Here is a 21178-nt window from a genome sequence, read left to right as displayed (position 1 = left end):
AAAAGTCACCGTATGTCAGGCCTTGGGGGCGTTGACGTCTGCCGGCAGAGCATCCTTGGCAACCTGCACCAGCGCGTTGAACGCGTTGATGTCGTTGACGGCGAGCTCGGCGAGCATGCGACGGTCGACCTCAACACCAGCAAGGCCGAGGCCCTGGATGAAACGGTTGTAGGTCATGCCCTGCGCGCGCGAGGCAGCGTTGATGCGCTGGATCCAGAGGCGACGGAAGTCACCCTTGCGGGCCTTGCGGTCGCGGTAGGAGTAGACGAAGGAGTGAGTGACCTGCTCCTTGGCCTTGCGGTACATGCGGGAACGCTGACCACGATAGCCGGACGCCTGCTCGAGGACTGTACGACGCTTCTTCTTGGCGTTAACAGAACGCTTGACACGTGCCATGTTTCAAATCTCCTTTTGCGAAGCTCACTTGCCAAGGAGACGACGGACGCGCTTAACGTCTGCGTTCTCAAGGACCTGGTCAGTGGCGAGGCGGCGGGTCTTACGGCTGGACTTGTGCTCCAGCAGGTGGCGTGCACCGGCCTGCTCGCGCATGATCTTGCCCGAGCCGGTCACGCGGAAGCGCTTCTTCGCACCGGAGTGCGTCTTGTTCTTCGGCATTTGCTATTCCTTCTTTGTTCCATCAACGCTTACGCGTCAATGTCAGTTCTTGTCCGTGGTGTCCGCTTTTGCGGAACGTGCCTGGTCCTTGATTGCGCGTTCCTGACGCTTACCGCGTCGTTCCTTACGCTCTGCTTCACGACGCTTGCGCTGTTCGTTCAAAGCATCAGACTTACGTTTTGTAGGCGCGAGAACCATGGTCATATTGCGACCATCCTGGCGAGGCATGGACTCGACTGTTGCGAGCTCACCAACCTCTTCAGCCAAACGCTGAAGCAGGCGAACGCCAGCTTCAGGACGGGACTGCTCACGTCCGCGGAACATGATCATGACCTTGACCTTGTCGCCTTGGGAAAGGAAACGCTCAACGTGTCCCTTCTTAACGCCAAAATCATGGTCGTCAATCTTCAAGCGGAAGCGGATCTCTTTCAGCTGGGTGTTCGCCTGATTACGGCGAGCATCGCGAGCCTTCTGGGCGGCTTCGTACTTAAACTTGCCGTAATCCATGAGCTTGGCAACCGGCGGCTTAGCGTCGGGGGCAACCTCTACCAGGTCAAGGCCGGCCTCTTCGGCCAGGCGCAGGGCGTCTTCAACACAAACGACGCCGACCTGTTCCCCTCCGGGTCCCACGAGGCGAACCTCAGGAACTCGGATGCGCTCGTTAATGCGAGTCTCGCTGATGAGTGGCTCCTTCCACGGTACTTCGTGAAGAGCAACGAAAATGGCCTCCGTTGCACTTCATGCGCACGGAGGCCAGCCCATTTGGCAGACGCCGAAACGTCTACCGAAGAACCCGATCCCCTTTCACGTCACGCCAATTGCGTGGACCTTGGCAAGCCAAGGCGGGCATCCAGGTGGGAGGAAACTCCGCTTGCATTCCAGGCATTCGCCCAGACGGTTGCTTTGATTTTAACATCTGCGCTGATAGCGCACCAATTTCAGTGACTTCGGCGCAGATGGGATCGCTCACACACGTGGACTATGCGACGTGCGGACTATGCGACATGCGGACTATGCGACGCTCACCCAACGTGGAACGATCTCAATCCTGTCGGCTGATACCTGAAGACGTTTTGAATCTCCGATAGCAGACACCGCTTCCATCAGCGACTTTTTAAGCCCACGCTGATCAGCATTGGCGTTGACGAACAGGGTGACAGTCACGTTTCCGACTGCCCCGCAGGTCAGTTGCACGTCAACGATCGGCGAGGTTCCGTTATGGCTTACCTGCGCGAGCATCTTCAACTCTTCGGCGAGTTCTTGGTCTTTCCACGCTGGCAACCACGTGTCTCCCTGCGCAAGTGCCGCGACAAGGGGACGTGGCATCACAACGTTGGACCCAGCAGGATCCATGACAACTCGGCCTCCGGTTTCCACCAGCGCAGCAAGGGCAACGCTCCGGAATGCGAGAGCGGTAGGTCTGGCGAAAGCATCGAAAGCCCGAAGTTGATCGGCCGAAGAGAATACGGCAATCGCCTTGCCTGCCAGGCAGTCAACGCGAACAAAGTCGGTCGGTGCCTGTCCGTCGCCGTCAAACCCTGCGTGGCCTCCGGTGACACGAGGATCCTCTTCAACAGCAATCGGGACAATCACGCGATCGTGAGCCAAAGCATCGGCGAGGGCTTCCAATCTGGCTGCGCCATTATCACTATCCGCTTCAAGAGCCAGCGCACGCCTCGTCGCTTCGAGAATCTGACCCGAGTCACCACGATCGCGATTCGACATCTTCAACCGAGCAGCAAGCCGGCTCTTCTGCGCATCATCGAGAGCTGGGATTGGGCGAGAATCCGTGGTTTCACTCATCGTTTAAAGCCCCCGCGCAACTTTCAGGGCTTCTTCAATCGTGAACGCGCCAGCGTAGAGGGCTTTGCCGACAATTGCACCTTCGACGCCAACGCCAACGAGACCTCGCAGGGTGGCAATATCGTCCAGCGTTGACACGCCACCGGATGCCACAACGGCGGCGTCGGTTGCGCCGCAGACGCGAGCAAGCAGATCAACGTTCGGTCCCGACAGCATGCCGTCGCGCGTCACGTCAGTGACCACGTAGCGCACGCAACCAGCCTTGTTCAGGCGTTCGATTGTCTCCCAAAGATTGCCTCCATCGCGGGTCCATCCGCGGGCAGACAAGGTATCTCCACGCACGTCCAAGCCGATGCCAATCTGATCGCCATATTCTTTAATGACTCGTTCAGTCCACTCTGGATTTTCCAAAGCTGCGGTACCAAGGTTCACGCGACGGGCACCGGCTCCCAAAGCGCGCTTGAGCGACTCATCATCGCGAATGCCACCGGACAGTTCGACATTCATATCCACGTTCGCAGTGATCTCAGCAAGTAGCGCAGCGTTCGACCCACGTCCAAATGCGGCATCCAGATCGACGAGGTGCAGCCACGTTGCCCCAGCATCCGCGAAAGAGCGCGCAGCGTCCATCGGGTGGCCGTAGCGTGTTTCCGTACCAGCTTCACCCTGGGTCAGGCGAACGGCTTGTCCGTCGACAACGTCAACGGCGGGAAGAAGAATCAGATCGTTCATGGAAATCCTTTAATCGTTTATTGCGTGAAGTTACTTCAGTGTGTCGAGCCAGTTTGCCAGTAGCGTCATACCGGCATCTCCTGACTTTTCCGGGTGGAACTGGGTTGCACACAATGGGCCGTTTTCTACGGCTGCAACGAAGCGGGAATTTCCGTGCCGTGCCCAGGACGTCAACGGTGGGGTGGTCACTCCCCCAGCTAACGCCGCGGTCGGATCGTCATGGACACCGTAGGAGTGAACGAAATAGAAGCGCTGGTCTTCGACTCCCGCGAAAAGCTCCGAACCGGTAGCCGCTTCAATCGGTGACCAGCCCATGTGCGGAACCACTTCAGCGTCCAAACGCTTCACCACGCCCGGCCACTGGCCAAGACCCTCGCCTTCACCCTTCTCTTCGGACGAAGAGAACATGATCTGCAGGCCAACGCAGATACCCATCACCGGGCGCCCACCAGCAAGACGCATGTCAATAATGTTTTCGCCGTCAGCTACGCGCAACTGGCGCATCACCGCATGGAACGCGCCCACGCCAGGCACCAGCAAGCCATCAGCGTTCAATGCGGCTTCACGGTCTGCAGTCAGTTCAACATCGGCGCCCACATGTTCCAAAGCTCGGCACGCAGAGCGTACATTGCCCGAACCATAGTCAAAAACAACTACGTGCGTCATCGTCTACTTCTTCCACAATCCGCCAAAGAAACCGCCCGGACGCTTACGGCTCGTCCCATCCGCAGACACGGAGTCCTCGTAGTCTTCGGGGGTCGAACGTCCAAGCAGTAGATCCTCGGTTGCCTGTGGCATTGCACCAAGTAAAACACCCGCAGGAATCGTTTCCTCCGGCTGTCCGTTCACATAACGCTGGGCTGTAATCCGACCAGAAACACCGGGTTCAACCCCATCGCCTTCAACCAGCCACGACATGACAGCAACCGCCCCATATTTGGACAGGCGTGAAACAACGCGGGCGGCCTCGTCGATGGGAGCGGGCATGGGACGCTGGCCGGAAAGCAACGCATCCAACTCTTCTTCGTCAGTCGGCTGAGTTTCCACGCGCTGCCAGATCGCCGTCCACGGCTTCAAACGGACGACGCTGAGCTTCAAACCAGACAGAGCCAAAAGAGAGTGAAGCGCGCCCGGCGATGGAATCGGGGCCAGAACCAAACCAACCGACAGCTTGCCACCGTCAAGATGGAGGGATTCATCAACCGGGACATCGTCAGGATCTTTCAACACCTTGGTCGATGCGTCCCTGTTGTCTGTCTCGCTCGTCGTATCTGCGCCAGCGGGCTTTTCTCCCAGATTGTGTGCCGCCAGTACATCGTCGGCATACGCTTCACCATCAAGCGTTTCCTTGCCTAAATCTTCGCCGTCAAGGGACGCGACAAGATCCGCGAACTCGGCATCGAAGTCGTCATCACGACGCGACATAACTCTCCTCTGCTACCTACGCTCGACTCGGCTTAGAGCGCACCCTTGGTCGATGGAATTCCGTCGACGCGAGGATCCGGCTCAACGCCAGCACGAAGCGCTCGTGCCAACGCCTTAAACTGGGCCTCGACGATGTGGTGCGGGTCGCGACCAGCAAGCACGTTCATGTGCAGGCAAATTCCGGAATTGAAGGTCAGGGATTCGAAGACGTGACGCGTCATTGAACCAGTGTAGTGACCACCAATCAGGTGGTATTCCTGACCGGCAGGTTCACCCGCATGCACAATGTAGGGACGTCCCGCGACGTCAACAACCGCGTGAGCCAGCGCCTCGTCGAGCGGAACAGTCGCCTCACCGAAACGGCGAATACCGCGCTTGTCCCCTAGCGCTTCCTTCAGCGCAAGACCCAGGCAGATCGCCGTATCTTCAACCGTGTGGTGCACGTCGATATCAATATCACCCGTCGCCTTCACCGTCAGGTCAATCAGCGAGTGCTTCGACAGTGCAGTCAACATGTGGTCGTAGAAAGGCACGGACGTGGAAATGTCATTCTTGCCTGTTCCATCCAAGTTCAGCTCGAGGTGGATCGAGGACTCAGACGTCACGCGGTCAATGACGGCGGTACGCGGAGTAGCAAAGGTGTTCGTCATTTCGTGATCTCCTCAAGTGCTGCTTTGAAGCTGGCGGTTTCTTCAGGTGTTCCAATACTGACACGAAGCCAGCCCTCAGGCCCGACAACTCGGATCAGAATTCCGCGATCAAGCAGAGCCTGAAAGATGGCTTCGCGGTCATCGAAGCGTCCGAAGAGGACAAAGTTGGCATCCGAATCGACAGCGTCGAAGCCTTTGTCTTTCAGCCACGTGACCAGCTGGTCGCGTTCGGCGCGCAACGAGGCCACCTGTGCCATCAGTTCATCCGTGTGGCGCAGAGCAGCAAGCGCCGTTGCCTGCGTAAGAGTTGAGAGGTGGTACGGCAGGCGAACCAACATGATCGCGTCGATGATTTCTTGGCAGGCGCTCATATAGCCGAGGCGCAGGCCCGCCATGCCGAAGGCCTTCGACATTGTGCGACTGACGATGAGGTGCTCATTCGCGTCCAAGAGTTCAAGAGATGACGGTGTGCCGGTTCTGCGGAATTCACCGTAGGCCTCGTCAATAACGACGATCGACGCAGACGTCTGGCCATCAATCTCTGGGCCGCTTTCGCGCGCGATGTCCAGGATCCACTCAATGTCCTCGAACGGCAACGCTGTGCCCGTCGGATTATTCGGGCTGGCCAGCAGAACAGCAGAAGGACGCTGCGCTTTCAATGTTTCTTCAACGAACGCGCGGTTCAATGTAAAGTCATCATCGCGACGCCCCTGCACCCACGCGGTATTCGTGTCGCGCGCGTACTCGTGGTACATCGAGTACGTCGGAGCAAAGCTGACGGCCGTCCGGCCAGGGCCACCGAATGCTTCCAGAATCTGCACCATCACTTCATTTGAGCCGTTCGCTGCCCACATCAGTTCCGGACGCCGACGAACACCGGATTCTTTTTCTAGGTAGTCCGCGAGCGCGCCACGTAGTTCCATGAAGTCACGATCCGGGTAGCGGTTGAGACCCGCAGCCGCCTTGGCAACGGACTCAGCGATATCGGCAATCACGTTTTCGGAGGGCGAATACGGGTTCTCGTTGACGTTCAGGCACACCGGAACGTTGAGCTGCGGAGCACCGTAGGGCGAGAGTCCTTTAAGATCGGATCGAATCGGAAGAATCGTCATGGTGTCACTCTCCGTCTTTGGCAGCTGTGCGGCGGATCAGGGCGGCTTGACCGTGTGCCGGCAGATTTTCCGCGATCGCAAGCGTGTTCAGCTTGTCGCTCAACTGATCCAGTGCTTCGGCCGTGTATTCCACGACCTGCTGGGAACGCAGGTACTGCATGACATTCAATCCCGATGCGAAGCGCGCTGTGCCACCGGTGGGCAGCACATGATTCGAGCCGGCAATGTAGTCGCCGAGTGGAACCGGCGTGTACGACCCAACAAAGATGGCACCCGCGTTCTTCACCTTCAGTGCATCATCGCGGGAGTTCAGGGTCTGGACTTCCAGGTGCTCTGCGCTGTACGCGTTCACGACAGTCAGTCCGTCTTCCACATCATCGACGAGGACAATACCGGACTGTGGGCCTGACAGGGCGGTAAGAATACGCTCGGTGTGCGTTGTCGCCTGCGCCTGCACCTTGATTTCAGCTTCCACTTCGTCAGCCAGTTCCTCGCTGGAGGTCACGAGGACCGATGCTGCAGCCGGGTCATGTTCCGCCTGACTGATCAGGTCGGCGGCAACGAATGCCGGGTGAGCACTGGAATCGGCGAGGATTGCGATCTCGGTTGTTCCCGCTTCGGCGTCAATGCCGACGGTTCCCTGAACAAGGCGCTTGGCTGCGGCAACGAAAATGTTGCCCGGTCCGGTCACCACGTCGACGGGCTTCAAGACGTCATCACCATCGGTCACACCGTAGGCAAAGGATCCAATCGCCTGAGCTCCACCAATCGCCCAGACCTCATCAACGCCCAGTAACGCGCACGCCGCCAAAATTGTCGGGTGAGGAAGACCGCCGAACTCTGACTGAGGAGGAGACGCCAACGCAATAGACTCCACGCCCGCAACCTGCGCACACGCCACGTTCATCACGACGGACGACGGGTAGACAGCCAAGCCACCGGGAACATACAGGCCCACACGTTCAACTGGAATCCAACGCTGGGACACGGTTCCGCCCGGAATAATCTGCACCTGAGCAGGCGCGGGCAACTGTTGAGTATGCCCCATACGGTTGTGCGCAATCGACATCTCAAGCGCCTCGCGAATCTTCGGGTCAAGATTCGCTAAAGCATCAGCAATTGCCTGAGCCGGAACACGAAGCGAAGCCGGGCGAACACGGTCAAACTTTTCAGCCAAGTCGTACAGCGCGGGCGCGCCCTCTTCACGAACACGCTTCAAGATCGGAGCAACCTGATCTGCGGCCTTCGACGTATCCAGCGCAGCACGAGGCAACGCATGAGCAAGATCTGTCGTTTCAAGAACAGTTCCACGAAGATCCAGTCGTTGCATCAGAGTATCCATACCCCAAGCATAGGCGGGCACACACATTTGGTTCTTCGGCGCCCAACGCGCGAACATAGAAGCACACAATGCGGACAACTCACCCGCAGCCCGTAAACGCCAGAAAGGAAACGTCCATGTCAGACTTCCCCACCATCGAAGTCAGCGGAGTCATCAGACTCGGACAGTTCCTCAAACTCGCCAACCTTGCCGAAGACGGGGGACTCGCACGCGAGCTCATCCAGGGTGGCGACGTATACGTCAACCACACAGTTGAAACCAGGCGAGGTCGTCAGCTCACAGACGGTGACGTCGTAGAGGTTAACTCCCCCATGGGATCAGATGGCGCCATCGTCGCACAGATCGACTAAGCCTGAGGCGCAACAACCAAGGCCACGCCATCCCATCATTCGACCCCGACACACGAGAAACGACCAACAACGCTGGGCGGCCTCGTCCTTTTAGCACGAGCCCCCCGAAAGTAGCTCAGTGCGTGCTCAGGACTCCGTCGATGCCCACGATAGCCTTCACATGTGAGAAGAACGGTCCCGTCGGCGACACGCGCAAACGCTGATCCAACTCAACGATCGTCGTGCCCGTGCGCTCGCGGATATGTAAACGAACAGGAGAATCACCTGGGAACGCTTGAAGGACATCTTTCAACTCGCCCAGCAATTCCGCCGTACACCGCGTTGCAGGAAGCTGAAGCTCCAGCGGAGTATCGCCGTCCTCACGCAAGTCCAAAATCGTCATCGACTGGCCATAAATCGACATGCCCTCATCGCGGACATTCACGCGACCCTCAATCTGAACCACAATGTCCTGGGCAAGATGCGTTGAAATCGTCTCGTAAGAACGCGGGAAGAAAAGAACTTCAACCGACCCCGACAAGTCCTCGAGGGTCGCAACGGCCCACACACTACCCTGTTTCGTCACCTTCGTCTGAACATTTGAAATCAGACCCGCGATACGCACCGTCTGATTCGACATTGAATCCTCAGATCCGACGACCTGCGCAATCTCGTGATCCTGATAGCGAGCCAGCGCTCCTTCAATGCCACGAAGCGGATGATCCGACACGTACAAGCCAAGCATCTCGCGTTCTTGAGACAGCTTGAACTTGCGGTCGAATTCAGGGATATCCGGAATAGTGACTCCCAGGGCATGTGAACCGCTATCAGCGCCGGCATCCATACCCAACGCACCAAACAGGTCGAACTGACCAATCGCTTCGTTACGCTTCACATCGGTGATTGCTTCAACGGCCTCGTCACAACACGACAGCATTGCACGACGCGTGTAGCCCATCGAGTCAAACGCACCTGCACGGATCAGCGACTGAATCGTGCGCTTGTTGCACACAACCTGAGGCACCTTGTCCAAGAAGTCCTGGAAGGAAGTAAACGGGCCCTTTTCTTTTCGGGTCTCAACGATGGCTTCAACCACGTTCGCTCCCACGTTCTGGATCGCGTTCAGACCGAAACGAATCGCTTCACCGTCTGGCGCAAAGTTACCCTGCGACGCATTGACATCGGGGGGAAGAACCGTGATATCCATGTGTCGGGCTTCAGCCAAGTAGAGCGCACGTTTGTCCTTGTTGTCCTTCGTGGACGTCAGCAGAGCCGCCATGTACTCGGTCTTGTAGTTCGCCTTCAAAAACGCGGTCCAGTAGGACACCAAACCGTATGCGGCCGAGTGTGCCTTGTTGAATGCGTAGGCGGAGAAGGGAACAACGACATCCCAGAGAGCCTGGATTGATTCCTTCGAATAGCCGTTGTCCAGCATTCCCTGCTGGAATGCCTCGAACTGCTTTGCCAGAACCTCGGGCTTCTTCTTACCCATTGCCTTACGCAGAATATCTGCTTGGCCAAGTGAGTAGCCCGCCAGCTTCTGCGCGATCTGCATGACCTGTTCCTGATACACGATCAAGCCGTAGGTCGTACCCAGAATCGATTCCAGTGCCTCAGCCAATTCGGGGTGAATCGGCGTAATTTCCTGCTTCCCGTTCTTACGTAGCGCGTAGTTCGTGTGCGAATTCGCGCCCATCGGACCTGGACGATACAGGGCGCCGACAGCGGAAATATCTTCGAAGTTGTCGGGCTTCATCAGCTTCAGAAGGTCGCGCATACCGCCACCATCAAGCTGGAAAACGCCCAGTGTTTCACCGGCAGACAGGAGTTCGTATGTCTTTGGATCGTTGAACTCCAGGTGTTCCAGATCCGGTTCTTCCTTGCCGTTCAGCACAATGTTTTCCAGCGCGTCCGAGACGACCGTCAGGTTACGAAGACCCAGGAAGTCCATCTTCAGCAGGCCGAGTGTTTCACACGTCGGATAGTCGAACTGAGTGATGATCGCGCCATCCTGGGGACGCTTCATAATCGGAATAATGTCGGTCAGCGTATGCGAACTCATGATGACCGCACATGCGTGAACGCCCCACTGGCGGGTCAAACCTTCAAGACCGAGCGCGTACTGAACGACCTCGTGAGTCTCCGGGTTTTCTTCGTAGTACTTACGGAACTCGACAGCTTCGGCGTAACGCTTGTCATCCTTGTCAAAGATGCCGTGAACGCTAATGTCCTTGCCCATGATGGACGGCGGTAGAGCCTTCGTCAGTTGCTCGCCCACCTTGAAGTCCTTACCCAAGATACGGGCAGAGTCTTTCAGGGCCTGCTTTGTCTTAATCGTGCCGTAGGTGACAACCTGCGAAATGCGATCCTCGCCATACTTGGCCTTGACGTACTGAATGACCTCATCTCGCCTACGTTCGTCGAAGTCGACGTCGAAGTCGGGCATCGAGATACGTTCTGGGTTCAAGAAGCGTTCGAAGATCAGACCGTGTTCAAGAGGATTCAGCTCTGTAATCTTCATGGCGTAGGCAACCATTGATCCTGCGCCCGAACCACGACCAGGTCCAACGCGAATACCTTGGCTCTTCGCCCAGTTAATGTAGTCTGCCACCGTCAGGAAGTAACCGGGGAAGCCCATCGAAATAATGACATCTTCTTCGTATTTCGCCTGCTTACGGACATCGTCGGGAATACCGTTCGGGAAACGATAGTTGAGGCCCTTTTCAACCTCTTTGATGAACCACGAGGTCTTGTCTTCGCCTTCGGGCACCGGGAAGTCGGGCATGTAGTTTGCGCCGTCATCGGTGGTTGTGAAGTACACCTCGCAACGTTCAGCGATTTCCAGAGTCGAGTTGCACGCCTGTGGGAGTTCCTTCCACAGCTCGCGCATTTCTTCACTGGGACGAATGTAGTAGCCGTCGCCATCAAACTTGAATCGATCGGGGTCAGAAATACGCGAACCGGAGTTGATGCAAAGAAGAGCGTCTTGGATCTGACGGTCTTCCTTCTTCACATAGTGGGCGTCATTCGTCACGACAAGCGGAGCATCCATCAACTTCGCCAATTCCAGTAGCTGGAGCTGGGTGCGACGTTCCATTTCGATGCCGTGGTCCATGAGCTCAACGTAGAAGTTTTCTGCGCCAAAAATATCGCGGAGCTCGGCTGCTTCACGAACTGCCTCGTCCCATTGGCCAAGGCGCATACGCGTCTGAACAGCACCCGAAGGACACCCGGTAAACACAATCAAGCCCTCGTGGAACTGAGAGAGTAGTTCCTTATCCGCGCGAGGATACTTACCAAACTGTCCTTCAGTTGAGGCGTAGGAACCGAGGCGAAACAGGTTATGCATGCCCTCGGTTGAATAGGCGAGCAGCGTCAGGTGGTTGTATGAACCCGAACCCGACACGTCATCGCTCTTTTGCCAGGGTTCTCCCCATCGCACTTTTTGACGGTCAAAACGCGACGTACCGGGAGTCACATAGGCTTCCAAACCAATAATCGGCTTGACCCCGGCCTTCTTACAGTTCGAGTAGAAGTCGTATGCGCCAAACAGGTAGCCGTGATCGGTCAAGCCAATAGCGGGCTGACCCAAACGAGCCGCTTCTTCAGCCATCGCCTTCGTCTTTGCTGCGCCGTCAAGCATCGAGTACTCGGAGTGGTTGTGCAAGTGAACGAAGGAATCAGCCATGGTCTTGATGGTAGCCGTCATCGGGTGATTAAGCACCCCGGAAGGAGCGTGAGAGCTTTCCTTGAAATCACGCAGATTCACAAGCTCGACCAGCAGTTTTCGGCGTATTGACGCACCTGCCTTCTTCATCAGGCGACCAAAGATTGCACACTCGTGAGGGGTGCATGGATATGCTTTCAGTACACAACATGCCGGCGTGGTTTGCCGGTGCCCGCTACGATGATTGCGGTATCAGTCGGCGATCCTCAACGATTCCAAAGCCGCTTGCAGATCAGCGGGATAGGGTGAGCGAACAGTTGTGGGCAGACCGGTACGCGGGTGGTTAAACGTCAGTTCAACGGCATGCAACCACTGGCGCACGAGGCCCAATTCTTTGGCCTTCTTTGGATCAGCCCCATAGAAAACGTCTCCGACACACGGATGCCCCACTGCCGCGGTGTGAACACGAATCTGGTGGGTTCGCCCGGTCTCCAAATGGATTTCCAGCAGAGACGCCCCCGCCATCAGTTCCAACGTGTCATAGTGCGTCACCGCATGCTTCCCACCATCGATGACGGCCATGCGCCACTCCCGCGACGGGTGGCGACCAATAGGAGCATCAATCGTGCCCGACGGCGGATCCATATGACCGGCAACGACCGCGTGATAAATCTTCGTCACGGTTCGTTCTTTGAACGCGCGCTTCATCACCGAATAGGCGAGCTCTGACTTCGCCACCATCATCGCCCCCGATGTTCCCACATCGAGACGGTGCACAATCCCCTGGCGCTCGGGGGGACCGTACGAGGTAATGCGATAACCGGCCGCTTCCAAGTTTCCAAGAACCGTCGGGCCACTCCAGCCTGGCCCCGTATGCGCAGCAACGCCCACGGGCTTATCAACGACAACCACGTCATCATCGTCGTAAAGAATGTCCATGCCGGTGACCGGTGGTGGGGTTGTATCGGGCGCTGGGATAGTGACTTCAATCAGATCCATCGCACCGAGCTTGGTCGACTTTGAAGGAACCACGCCGTTAATCAGGACGTTTCCATCTTCAACAAGCCCCGCACACTGCGCACGCGACATCCCGAGCATGCGAGCAAGAGCCACGTCAACGCGTTCTTCTACCAGCGCGTCAGGAACAGGAAGCAAACGCGTATCACTCATGCGCGGCCTCGTCACTCAATGAATTCACGACAGGTGCATCATCTGCGTTGTCTTCACCGGAGAACGCTCCATCACGGGAAAACTCCCACGCCAACCAAATCGCGCCAATCACAATCCAAATATCAGCCACATTGCCAACGAAAAAGCCGTTGTAGTTGATGAAGTCAACGACGTGTCCAACGCCGATGCCCGGGGGCTGGATCAGACGATCGATCAAGTTACCGATCGCTCCGCCACCCAGAAGACCAAGGCAGGCCGCCGCGCTCACACGCACAGAGCGACTCAGTCCAACAATCAGGATGCCGATGATGACAACCGAGAGGACGGTGAAAACCCACGTGGACGTTTCTCCCAAAGAAAACGCGGCACCCGAATTATGAAGCAATTGGAAAGAAAGCAGCGAGCCGATAATCGGAATCGGGTGAGTGTCATCAGCTAATGCTGACAACGCCCAGAACTTCGTCACCTGATCGAGGACCACTGCGACAATCGCAATCGCTCCCGCGATAACATAGCGAGACTTTGACTGGGAGGTATTCATGTCAGGTTCTCCTTTCTGGGTTCTTTGTGTTTGCCTTATCGTAGTGAAGGCGCCCCGAGGCCCTATCTGCTAGCCAAGGATGATGGTTCTTAGCTTTTCACATGGTAATGGCGGTGGTCCTGAGAGGTACCACCGCCATTTAACCGATGTGAAGATCAGATCTGATGAAAAGATCAGTCCTGCTGGGTGTCCGGGTTGACCTGGGAGAGCAGGGTCTCGAGGTGACCACGGATCGACGAGCGGTAATCCGACTCGAAGGAACGCAACTCGTTAATGGTGCCCTCAAGGCGAGTGCGTTCTTCGTCAAGCTTCGCAAGGATGGTTTCGTGCTGGTTCTGAGCGTCTGCAACGATCTCGTCGGCCTTGGCGTGAGCTTCGGCGATGATACGCTCGGATTCTTCCTTGCCGTCGCGCACGTATTCGTCGTGGACGCGCTGAGCAAGTGTAAGCATGTTGGTAGCAAAAGCAGCCGACTCGGTGTCGACGGGCGCTACGGTTTCGGCAGGGGTCTCGACGACGGTTGCAACCGGAGCCTCCTCAACGGTCTGTTCAACCGGAGCAGGAGCCTCTTCTACGACCTCGACTGCCGGGGCAACCGGAGCCTCGACAATTTCAGCACCGGAGGAGAGCTCGGCGATACGACGCTCGGCCGCTTCAAGCTTTTCCTTCAGATCCTGATTCTCGACGTTCAGGGTGTAGATCGTCGAAACGACTTCGTCAAGGAATTCGTCAACCTCAACCTGGTCGTAACCTTCGCGGAACTTTACGTACTGGAACTTCTTGTTAAGAACGTCCTCTGTAGTCAGCAGAGCCATGTGTTCGCCTCTCAATATCGTCGGGTCGATGCGATCCCAAGCGATTGACGTCGGTTGCGCATCAGGACAGTCGCCGGACAACTGTCCATCGACACATCATGGATTATCATATCTGACTCAATAGTCACACACGCAACAATGAACACATGACATGACACATTACTCACAATCTATGCGTGCGAGATTTGGCCAGTCAGGCACCTCTCCAACGGTTCAAAACAACCATTGCGGTCAAATAACAGCGTTTGACCAGCAACATCAGCGACCTTTAACCCACGAAGTCAGCCAATTGTTGCCAGAGAAATTCCTACTCGTTGCAACACGATCAGCGCGACAAAAACAATCAAGAATCCAAGATCCAGCGACAAACCGGCACCGATGCGCAGTGGCGGAATTCTTCGACGCAGGAATCGAATCGGCGGATCTGTCAGCACGTACACGAAATTCGCGATAACAAGCAGGATTCCGCGCGGTCTAAAGTTCGGCAGAAGAAACTCAAGCCAATCAAAGACCAGTCGAATGAACGCGAACAGCAGGTAGATGCTCGCAAGCCAGTAAATCGCCCAGCCGGCGTATACAAGTGCTGTCATCGAAAGCTAATCAGCCCTGGTTGAAGAGGGTTCCGCGACGGCTTCCAATCACATCGCCGGTGACCTCTACGGTTGCGGGCGACAGCAGGAAGACGCGGTTGGTCACGCGCTCAAAACCACCGCGAAGAGCGAAGGTCAGGCCGGCTGCGAAGTCAATCAGACGGCGTGCTTCTTCTTCGCGCATATCAGTGACGTTCATAATGACGGGCGTTCCGTTGCGGAAGGCTTCGCCGATCGTCTTAGCATCCGAGTATGCGGTCGGGTGGACGGTGACGATGCGCGAAAGGTCAGACGTTGTCTTCACTTCAAGGTCCTCACGGTGCAGAGGGGTGACGACGGAGGAAATCTCTTTCTGCGGAATTTCAGTCTCGTACGTAGTTTCATCTTCGTAGAGATCAAAATCCTGGGCTTCATCCTCGACTTCGTCAGCCGGGTACCAGCCCATGAACTTACGAGCTCGAGCTCCGAAACCATCCGCCATTGTGTCCTCCTGATTGTGTCGGCTCTGCAACGTTAATGCCCGCGCTGTCCGTTACGGCGCAACCTTGCCGGTATGTCGAAAAAACAGAGTGGATAATTCCGATTACGCCCCTGCCGCAAGGGACTCAAGAGCCTTTATCACCGCGCGACATGCCACTGCCTGCATCGGTCAACACATGCCCTACGCCGGGAAAATGATTGTGGCATTCCTACCGCACTCACGGTCACGCCGATAGGAGTGCAACGTGGGGTCTTCGAGAGTGCATCGCGGGTCAATTTCAATGCGGGTACACCCAAGCGCTCGCAGTTCTGCTTGAGCTGCGCGCGGAAGATCAAGAGCGGGCGTTCCCCACGATGTACGCGAGGCACTTTCAGGGCGCTCTACGGCGCACTCGTCACGCATTTGGGCGGGCACTTCATAGCAGTCACCGCAGATTGCGGGAGCAATATACACCTCAATGTCATGGCTTGGAGCAAGACGACGCATGAGAGTCACTGCTCGAGTAATGATGCCGTCGAACAAGCCTTTTCTTCCGGCGTGCACGGCTGCCACGATCGTTCCGCCCGCCGTTGACAGGACAATCGGTAGGCAGTCCGCTGTCATGACTGCAATCCCGGGAGCGTCCTGCCAGCCTCGCGCATCGATGATGACGCCATCGGCTTCAATAGTGTCCATCGGGTCGCTGAGGTTCAGCGTCGACGTGTGGGTATCGAGATTCAACGTTGGGTGCCCGTCTGCTGTCATGACGACGAGGCCGATCACATGAGAGTGGGTTTGATTCATCCAGAGGATCGGGCGCTCAAACTCGCTGGCAAGAAGCTGCCTTCGCTCCTTCACCAGCTGAAAGTCGTCACCCACGTGGTGCGCAACATTGTTCCTTAACGAGGCGGTGCCTCGACCCGCCTGGACGAGATGGATCGAGGCACCGTTGAGCTGGGTGAGCATCGCTCAGCGCAGGAAGTCCGGAATATCCAGATCCGCTGCGCTTTCAGATTCCTCATCAAAGATACGAGGAACTTCCAAAGAGGGTTCCTCTGCGACGGAGGGAGCTTCTTGCACCGGCTGCTGGGTAGCAACTGGAATCGTTGCCGTACGGGTCGGCACCTGGACAGGTGCACGATGGGCTGGGCGAGCGGACGGAACCTCACCGAGCGCGCGAGTTTCCTGCGGAGCAGCTACGGGAGCCGGGGTAGCAACAGGTGTCGTGGACTGCGCGGGAGTTTGGGTTCCGATAACGCTGGGACGCGACGCGATGTCGGTCTGCGGATCCTGCTCGTCAAAGCCAGCGGCGATGACGGTGACGATGATCTGGTCGCCCAGTGTCTCGTCGATGACCGCACCGAAGATGATGTTGGCTTCGGGGTGGACGTATTCCTGAACAAGCTTCGATGCGCGTGCGGTTTCCTGCAGGGACAGGTTCGAGCCGCCCTGGAAGAACAGGAGGACGCCACGCGCACCATCGATTGTCGATTCGAGGAGCGACGAGGAGATTGCGCGCTCGACTGCGTCGACTGCGCGATCTGTGCCGGTTGCCTGGCCAATACCCATGAGGGCCGAGCCGGCATCCTTCATCACCGACTTCACATCGTTGAAGTCGACGTTGACCATGCCGTTGATGGTAATCAGATCGGTAATGCCCTGAACACCGGAGTGCAGAACCTGATCTGCCGCTTCGAACGCTTTGGTGATCGGGAAATCTTCATCCTGAATCTCAAGTAGACGATCGTTCGGGATGACGATCAGAGCGTCGACGGCTTCACGAAGCGCTTCGACGCCCTTATTTGCCATGGATGCACGACGGTTGCCCTCGAAAGAGAACGGGCGGGTGACGACAGCCACGGTCAGCGCATCCTGTTCGCGAGCAATACGCGCAACAACTGGGGCTGCGCCGGTGCCTGTACCACCGCCTTCACCTGCGGTAACGAACACCATGTCAGCGCCTTCGAGAGCCTGAGCGATCAGGTCAACATTGTCATCGGCTGCTTTACGTCCGACCTCAGGGTCAGCACCTGCACCTAAGCCGTGGGTAATTTCGCGACCGATGTCGATCTTGATATCAGCGTTCGACAGAAGAAGATCCTGAGCGTCCGTGTTCACAACGATGAACTCGACACCACCCATGCCAGCTTCGATCATGCGATCGACAGCATTTCCGCCACCACCGCCGACGCCAACGACCTTGATTATGGCCTTGTTCTTCTGAGGTTCGTCCATTGGTCACTCTTTCTATATCAAACCCTCAACTTCAGGTTGAAGGTTCAACTTCACCCTGCTCTCGTTCGGAAGAAAGCTAGGGATTGAGTAGACCTTCTTCAAGGCGACACGCTGAACGAACAATCGACTATGACGTGACAGGATGAGTCGGCGATGAAACGTCATACACACGGACGCTCCTTTGAGCCAACAGCACGTCCAAAACCTGTGCTTTCAGCGCCCCATCATCAGGAGTTCCCCACTTCACTTGGGCACCGTTGGTCAGCGTAAACGACAGAGTTTTACCATCGGCACTCACACCCGAAACCTGCGCTTTTGTTGCCTCAGACAGGTTTGACCACAAGGAAAGAACATCCGAGGCCGCTTCGGCTCGTTCTTCATCAGTCTCCGGGAGGCTCACCAATGGAAGCCCCTCGATCAACGTAGGAGCATCAGCGAAACTCACTCCCTCATCGTCAACCTGGCGGAACGCGCCCGCACTTCCCTCGATCATCGCAGGAGTTCGCAAAGTAATTGTAATTGCCAAACCCGTTGGCCACTGTCGCTCCACTTCAGCTGAAGCGACAACGACATTCGATTCGATGGATTCAGCGATCGCCGCAGTCGGAACCCTAGGTAACGGGGTGCCCACGTACGGCGCAGTTGACGAAAGAACTGATTCCGCGGTGATCAAGGTTTCATCTGCGCCTTCAACGTGCACCGATGACGCGCTCAAAGCAAGCAGAGGCGAAAACAGCAATACCCACACCAAACCACCGATAAACGCTAGTCCCGCAGCAATCATTGCCATCGTCTTGATGCAGAGAATCCGACGCGCCCGAGCTCGCTCTTGGCGACGCAGATCAAACTCAGAACGCTCGTTGCGCTTTTCACCACCTAAGAGAGCAGCGGCATCCTGCTGCCCCACCGGCCGGGCAAGTGTGACACGAGCAGAACGCAACGAAGATTTCCTTGCCCCTCGCTTGTGTGCTGCCTGTTGACGCTCTGGGGGTTGCCCAGACTCTGGAGTATCCCTATGCGGTCGCTTTGGTCGGGCAACAACCGGACGTGATGGAGGTTTTTCAGAAGAAGACTTTTGGGTAGCAGATCCCTTTGACGACAAGCGAGAAGTGGACGTCGTCTGGTGTTGCGTAGAAGTCGATCCGGGTGGCGTTCGACGCGGCTGAGGTGGCTTCACGAGGCATCCATGCGTTGCCACTCATCGATAACATCATCTGCACACTGGGTGATTGAACCAGCACCCATCGTGATCAGAACGCCCCGCGAACCAGCCTGACGCGCTCCGATTCGGGCGGCCTCGTGCATATCGTGGACACACTCAGCGCCCTTAATCTGATCCGCAATCAGAGCGGAAGTCACGGCGGGATCATCATCCTCGCGAGCAGCATAAATATCCGCAAGAACCACATGATCCGCGCCCGACAACGCCTTGGCGAAACGATCCGCGAATAAGCGCGTACGCGAATACAGGTGAGGTTGGAAAACCACGGTCACATCAGCGCCATCGGCAACCAATCGCGCCTGTTCGATCGCGGCAGAAACCTCTGTCGGATGATGCGCATAATCATCAAAAACGCGCCTGTCCCCCACAGTTCCACGGAGCTCAAAACGGCGAGCTGTCCCCGTAAAACCAGCAAGCGACGAAGCCATCAGGCCAGGTTCAACGCCAAGCTCCACGCCGGCAATCCACGCGCCAACAGCATTAAGAATGTTATGCACGCCCGGAACACCCAAGGAAAGCTCCGCGCTGATATCGCCGTAGCTGACTCGTGCACGACATGAAGAAGGCGTCGTCTCTACATCACAAATCGTCACGTCAGCATCCACCACGGACTTATCGGAGCGCCCGTAGGTCACCACGCGAATACCCAGCTCACGCGCCGACTCGCTCAGGCGGGCAGTCCCCGCGTCTTCAGCGCAACACACCAAAAGACCACCCGGAACCAGACACTTTGCGTAGTCAACGAAAACAGCTTCGAACGCTTCGCGCGTCCCATAGCGATCCAAGTGATCGGGCTCAACGTTCGTGACAACTTCGATCGACGGAGTGTAGTTCAAGAACGAGCCATCAGACTCGTCAGCTTCGGCAACAAACACGTCCGACGTGCCCAAATGCGCACCGGAACCAAACTGCGGAACAATTCCACCCACCGCGACCGACGGATCCAGACCAGCCCCACGCAGACCAACCGCAATCATCCCAGACGTAGTCGTCTTCCCGTGGGCGCCGGCAACGCCAACAAAACGCATTCCACTGGCAGCAAGCGCCAACGCCTGCGAACGATGAATGACATCCAACCCCAATTCACGCGCCCTGGTCAGCTCTGGGTTCGACTCACGAATCGCAGTTGACACAACAACCGTCGCATCATCATCAACATGAGTGGCATCGTGGCCGACGAATGCGCGAATTCCTTTTTCATTCAAACGCGCAAGAACATCCGAATCGGCACAATCTGAACCAGTCACCCGCGCGCCACGCGCAGCAAGCAGTTCAGCAACAACACTCATTCCCGCTCCACCGATACCGATGAAATGGAAGTGTCCTTCGATAGGTTCCACGTTCTCCCCCTAGCGCGCGATCTGTGAAACAACCAGGTCAGCTAAACGCGAGGCAGCATCGATCTTTGCTAATCCTGCCGATGCTGTCGCCATAGCGGACAGTTCCGGTGAAGTCAGTAGCGGGAAAACCTTCTGTCGCACCGTATCTGCGTTGAATGACGCATCATCAACCAAGAGCGCTCCGCCAGAGGCAACATGGTCATGCGCATTCAGCTTCTGTTCGCCATTACCGATAGCCAGCGGAACATACACGCACGGCAACGACAGAGCCGTCATCTCGGCAACCGTTCCTGCACCCGAACGACAGACAACCAAGTCTGCACAGGCAAGAGCATCTTCCATGGTCGTCAGATAATCCAGAACCAGGTAGCGATCGCCCACCGAACACTCGTCAACCTTGCTCCGCACAGGGGCGTCTTTTCCTTTGCCGGTCAAGTGAATCACCTGCACATTGTCAGGCAAGTCGTCAAGCGCATCAATCATGGCATCGTTCAGGTGGAGAGCTCCAAGAGATCCGCCGGTAACAAGAAGGGTCGTCTTCTTGGGGTCTACGCCCAAGTTCTTCGCCCCACGCTCGCGCGCAACACGGACACCGTCGGCATCTTGGCGCGCCAACGCAAGCTCTTCGATAGCAGGACGCAAAGGAAGACCCGTTACTTGCGTGATGCCCCTGCGCGCCTTCAACGGAGTATTCGCAAACGTCAACGCAAGAACATTGGCGTAGCGCGCCCCCACCTTATTTGCCAATCCGGGCCTGGCATTCTGTTCATGAATGACAATCGGGACGCCGGCGCCTCGTGCGCCCCAGTACGCGGGAGTTGAAACATATCCGCCAAAGCCGACAACCACATCAGCATCACGAATCGCCAGACGACACTGATTCACCGCTTTACGCCAGCGGAATGGGAAAGTGAGAATCGAAGGGGAAGGTCGGCGTGGGAAAGGAACCTTTTCAATCACATGAAAAGGAAACCCTGCAACGGGAACCAAATCTGATTCCAAGCCCTGAGCTGTTCCAAGGACCTCGACGTCATATCCACGTTTGGCAAGAACCGTCGCCGTGGCCAACAGCGGATTCACGTGCCCAGCGGTACCGCCACCAGCCAAAACGACTTTGCCCAACATGTTGC

At 56.8% G+C, this 21178-nt stretch carries 22 protein-coding genes; 1 reads left to right on the top strand and 21 read right to left on the bottom strand.

Going from position 1 to position 21178, the window contains the following annotated elements; translation table 11 throughout:
* Positions 1-15: 15 nt before the first annotated feature.
* From rplT to hisD, 10 genes are all read right to left on the bottom strand, one after another.
* Positions 16-396, bottom strand: a complete 381-nt coding sequence (gene rplT / locus QP503_RS06880) for a 50S ribosomal protein L20 (RefSeq protein ID WP_006681661.1) — start codon at positions 394-396, stop codon at positions 16-18.
* Positions 397-420: 24 nt separating this feature from the next.
* Positions 421-615 (bottom strand): 50S ribosomal protein L35, encoded by a 195-nt coding sequence (rpmI, locus tag QP503_RS06875; protein WP_006681662.1) that lies wholly within the window; start codon positions 613-615, stop codon positions 421-423.
* 42 nt (positions 616-657) lie between these two features.
* Positions 658-1245 carry a translation initiation factor IF-3 gene (infC, locus tag QP503_RS06870; protein WP_006681663.1) on the bottom strand — a complete coding sequence of 196 codons (588 nt, stop codon included), beginning with the start codon at positions 1243-1245 and terminating at the stop codon, positions 658-660.
* 381 nt (positions 1246-1626) lie between these two features.
* Complete coding sequence (locus QP503_RS06865) at positions 1627-2418, bottom strand: SseB family protein (RefSeq protein WP_285067814.1); 792 nt, start codon at positions 2416-2418, stop codon at positions 1627-1629.
* 3 nt (positions 2419-2421) lie between these two features.
* Positions 2422-3150: a bifunctional 1-(5-phosphoribosyl)-5-((5-phosphoribosylamino)methylideneamino)imidazole-4-carboxamide isomerase/phosphoribosylanthranilate isomerase PriA gene (gene priA / locus QP503_RS06860; RefSeq protein WP_285067816.1), complete on the bottom strand. Its 729-nt coding sequence runs from the start codon at positions 3148-3150 to the stop codon at positions 2422-2424.
* 30 nt (positions 3151-3180) lie between these two features.
* Entirely contained in the window at positions 3181-3816 is a 636-nt protein-coding gene (hisH, locus tag QP503_RS06855; RefSeq protein ID WP_285067818.1) for an imidazole glycerol phosphate synthase subunit HisH, read from the bottom strand.
* 3 nt (positions 3817-3819) lie between these two features.
* On the bottom strand, positions 3820-4575 hold the full coding sequence (locus QP503_RS06850; protein WP_285067819.1) for a hypothetical protein: 756 nt from the start codon (positions 4573-4575) through the stop codon (positions 3820-3822).
* A gap of 32 nt (positions 4576-4607) precedes the next feature.
* The gene (gene hisB / locus QP503_RS06845; RefSeq protein ID WP_006681668.1) at positions 4608-5225 is read right to left on the bottom strand and encodes an imidazoleglycerol-phosphate dehydratase HisB; all 618 of its coding nucleotides are present in this window, start codon (positions 5223-5225) and stop codon (positions 4608-4610) included.
* A complete protein-coding gene (locus QP503_RS06840; RefSeq protein ID WP_285067820.1) occupies positions 5222-6337 on the bottom strand; it encodes a histidinol-phosphate transaminase in 1116 nt (371 codons plus the stop codon). Before QP503_RS06840 ends, hisB begins: the two co-directional genes overlap by 4 nt.
* A gap of 4 nt (positions 6338-6341) precedes the next feature.
* Complete coding sequence (hisD, locus tag QP503_RS06835; RefSeq protein WP_285067821.1) at positions 6342-7679, bottom strand: histidinol dehydrogenase; 1338 nt, start codon at positions 7677-7679, stop codon at positions 6342-6344.
* Positions 7680-7795: 116 nt separating this feature from the next.
* Here hisD and QP503_RS06830 point away from each other — a divergent pair, with 116 nt between their 5' ends.
* Entirely contained in the window at positions 7796-8029 is a 234-nt protein-coding gene (locus QP503_RS06830; RefSeq protein ID WP_006681671.1) for an RNA-binding S4 domain-containing protein, read from the top strand.
* Positions 8030-8144: 115 nt separating this feature from the next.
* On the opposite strand, the gene dnaE is transcribed toward QP503_RS06830, so the two are convergent.
* The 11 genes from dnaE to QP503_RS06775 form a co-directional block, all read right to left on the bottom strand.
* Positions 8145-11696: a DNA polymerase III subunit alpha gene (gene dnaE / locus QP503_RS06825; protein ID WP_040318716.1), complete on the bottom strand. Its 3552-nt coding sequence runs from the start codon at positions 11694-11696 to the stop codon at positions 8145-8147.
* 231 nt (positions 11697-11927) lie between these two features.
* The gene (locus QP503_RS06820) at positions 11928-12845 is read right to left on the bottom strand and encodes an RluA family pseudouridine synthase (protein WP_006681673.1); all 918 of its coding nucleotides are present in this window, start codon (positions 12843-12845) and stop codon (positions 11928-11930) included.
* Positions 12838-13386, bottom strand: coding sequence for a signal peptidase II (lspA, locus tag QP503_RS06815; RefSeq protein WP_006681674.1), 549 nt, complete (start codon positions 13384-13386; stop codon positions 12838-12840). Before lspA ends, QP503_RS06820 begins: the two co-directional genes overlap by 8 nt.
* 173 nt (positions 13387-13559) lie before the next feature.
* Positions 13560-14201, bottom strand: coding sequence for a DivIVA domain-containing protein (locus QP503_RS06810; protein WP_006681675.1), 642 nt, complete (start codon positions 14199-14201; stop codon positions 13560-13562).
* A gap of 281 nt (positions 14202-14482) precedes the next feature.
* The gene (locus tag QP503_RS06805) at positions 14483-14791 is read right to left on the bottom strand and encodes a YggT family protein (RefSeq protein WP_006681676.1); all 309 of its coding nucleotides are present in this window, start codon (positions 14789-14791) and stop codon (positions 14483-14485) included.
* Positions 14792-14801: 10 nt separating this feature from the next.
* A complete protein-coding gene (locus tag QP503_RS06800) occupies positions 14802-15272 on the bottom strand; it encodes a cell division protein SepF (RefSeq protein WP_006681677.1) in 471 nt (156 codons plus the stop codon).
* 180 nt (positions 15273-15452) lie between these two features.
* Positions 15453-16217 carry a purine nucleoside phosphorylase YfiH/LACC1 family protein gene (locus tag QP503_RS06795; RefSeq protein WP_006681678.1) on the bottom strand — a complete coding sequence of 255 codons (765 nt, stop codon included), beginning with the start codon at positions 16215-16217 and terminating at the stop codon, positions 15453-15455.
* Positions 16218-16220: 3 nt separating this feature from the next.
* Positions 16221-17486 (bottom strand): cell division protein FtsZ, encoded by a 1266-nt coding sequence (gene ftsZ / locus QP503_RS06790; protein ID WP_006681679.1) that lies wholly within the window; start codon positions 17484-17486, stop codon positions 16221-16223.
* A 127-nt stretch (positions 17487-17613) separates the two neighbouring features.
* Complete coding sequence (locus QP503_RS06785) at positions 17614-18426, bottom strand: cell division protein FtsQ/DivIB (RefSeq protein WP_006681680.1); 813 nt, start codon at positions 18424-18426, stop codon at positions 17614-17616.
* A 233-nt stretch (positions 18427-18659) separates the two neighbouring features.
* Positions 18660-19997 carry a UDP-N-acetylmuramate--L-alanine ligase gene (gene murC, locus QP503_RS06780; protein ID WP_050998829.1) on the bottom strand — a complete coding sequence of 446 codons (1338 nt, stop codon included), beginning with the start codon at positions 19995-19997 and terminating at the stop codon, positions 18660-18662.
* 60 nt (positions 19998-20057) lie between these two features.
* A complete protein-coding gene (locus tag QP503_RS06775) occupies positions 20058-21173 on the bottom strand; it encodes a UDP-N-acetylglucosamine--N-acetylmuramyl-(pentapeptide) pyrophosphoryl-undecaprenol N-acetylglucosamine transferase (RefSeq protein ID WP_006681682.1) in 1116 nt (371 codons plus the stop codon).
* Between the last annotated feature and the right edge of the window lie 5 nt (positions 21174-21178).

The sequence above is a fragment of the Pauljensenia sp. UMB0895 genome (assembly GCF_030218905.1).
GTDB classification, from domain to species: domain Bacteria; phylum Actinomycetota; class Actinomycetes; order Actinomycetales; family Actinomycetaceae; genus Pauljensenia; species Pauljensenia turicensis_A.
The sequence above is the reverse complement of the archived record's forward strand: the minus strand, read 5'-3'. Positions and strand labels throughout refer to the sequence as shown.

What these genes read in the sequence shown, in the direction of transcription:
- rplT (WP_006681661.1), bottom strand. Translation starts at nt 396, where the DNA reads ATGGCACGTGTCAAGCGTTCTGTTAACGCCAAGAAGAAGCGTCGTACA.
- rpmI (WP_006681662.1), bottom strand. Translation starts at nt 615, where the DNA reads ATGCCGAAGAACAAGACGCACTCCGGTGCGAAGAAGCGCTTCCGCGTG.
- QP503_RS06865 (WP_285067814.1), bottom strand. Translation starts at nt 2,418, where the DNA reads ATGAGTGAAACCACGGATTCTCGCCCAATCCCAGCTCTCGATGATGCG.
- priA (WP_285067816.1), bottom strand. Translation starts at nt 3,150, where the DNA reads ATGAACGATCTGATTCTTCTTCCCGCCGTTGACGTTGTCGACGGACAA.
- hisH (WP_285067818.1), bottom strand. Translation starts at nt 3,816, where the DNA reads ATGACGCACGTAGTTGTTTTTGACTATGGTTCGGGCAATGTACGCTCT.
- QP503_RS06850 (WP_285067819.1), bottom strand. Translation starts at nt 4,575, where the DNA reads ATGTCGCGTCGTGATGACGACTTCGATGCCGAGTTCGCGGATCTTGTC.
- hisB (WP_006681668.1), bottom strand. Translation starts at nt 5,225, where the DNA reads ATGACGAACACCTTTGCTACTCCGCGTACCGCCGTCATTGACCGCGTG.
- QP503_RS06840 (WP_285067820.1), bottom strand. Translation starts at nt 6,337, where the DNA reads ATGACGATTCTTCCGATTCGATCCGATCTTAAAGGACTCTCGCCCTAC.
- hisD (WP_285067821.1), bottom strand. Translation starts at nt 7,679, where the DNA reads ATGGATACTCTGATGCAACGACTGGATCTTCGTGGAACTGTTCTTGAA.
- QP503_RS06830 (WP_006681671.1), top strand. Translation starts at nt 7,796, where the DNA reads ATGTCAGACTTCCCCACCATCGAAGTCAGCGGAGTCATCAGACTCGGA.
- dnaE (WP_040318716.1), bottom strand. Translation starts at nt 11,696, where the DNA reads ATGGCTGATTCCTTCGTTCACTTGCACAACCACTCCGAGTACTCGATG.
- QP503_RS06820 (WP_006681673.1), bottom strand. Translation starts at nt 12,845, where the DNA reads ATGAGTGATACGCGTTTGCTTCCTGTTCCTGACGCGCTGGTAGAAGAA.
- lspA (WP_006681674.1), bottom strand. Translation starts at nt 13,386, where the DNA reads ATGAATACCTCCCAGTCAAAGTCTCGCTATGTTATCGCGGGAGCGATT.
- QP503_RS06810 (WP_006681675.1), bottom strand. Translation starts at nt 14,201, where the DNA reads ATGGCTCTGCTGACTACAGAGGACGTTCTTAACAAGAAGTTCCAGTAC.
- QP503_RS06805 (WP_006681676.1), bottom strand. Translation starts at nt 14,791, where the DNA reads ATGACAGCACTTGTATACGCCGGCTGGGCGATTTACTGGCTTGCGAGC.
- QP503_RS06800 (WP_006681677.1), bottom strand. Translation starts at nt 15,272, where the DNA reads ATGGCGGATGGTTTCGGAGCTCGAGCTCGTAAGTTCATGGGCTGGTAC.
- QP503_RS06795 (WP_006681678.1), bottom strand. Translation starts at nt 16,217, where the DNA reads ATGCTCACCCAGCTCAACGGTGCCTCGATCCATCTCGTCCAGGCGGGT.
- ftsZ (WP_006681679.1), bottom strand. Translation starts at nt 17,486, where the DNA reads ATGGACGAACCTCAGAAGAACAAGGCCATAATCAAGGTCGTTGGCGTC.
- murC (WP_050998829.1), bottom strand. Translation starts at nt 19,997, where the DNA reads ATGAGTGTTGTTGCTGAACTGCTTGCTGCGCGTGGCGCGCGGGTGACT.
- QP503_RS06775 (WP_006681682.1), bottom strand. Translation starts at nt 21,173, where the DNA reads ATGTTGGGCAAAGTCGTTTTGGCTGGTGGCGGTACCGCTGGGCACGTG.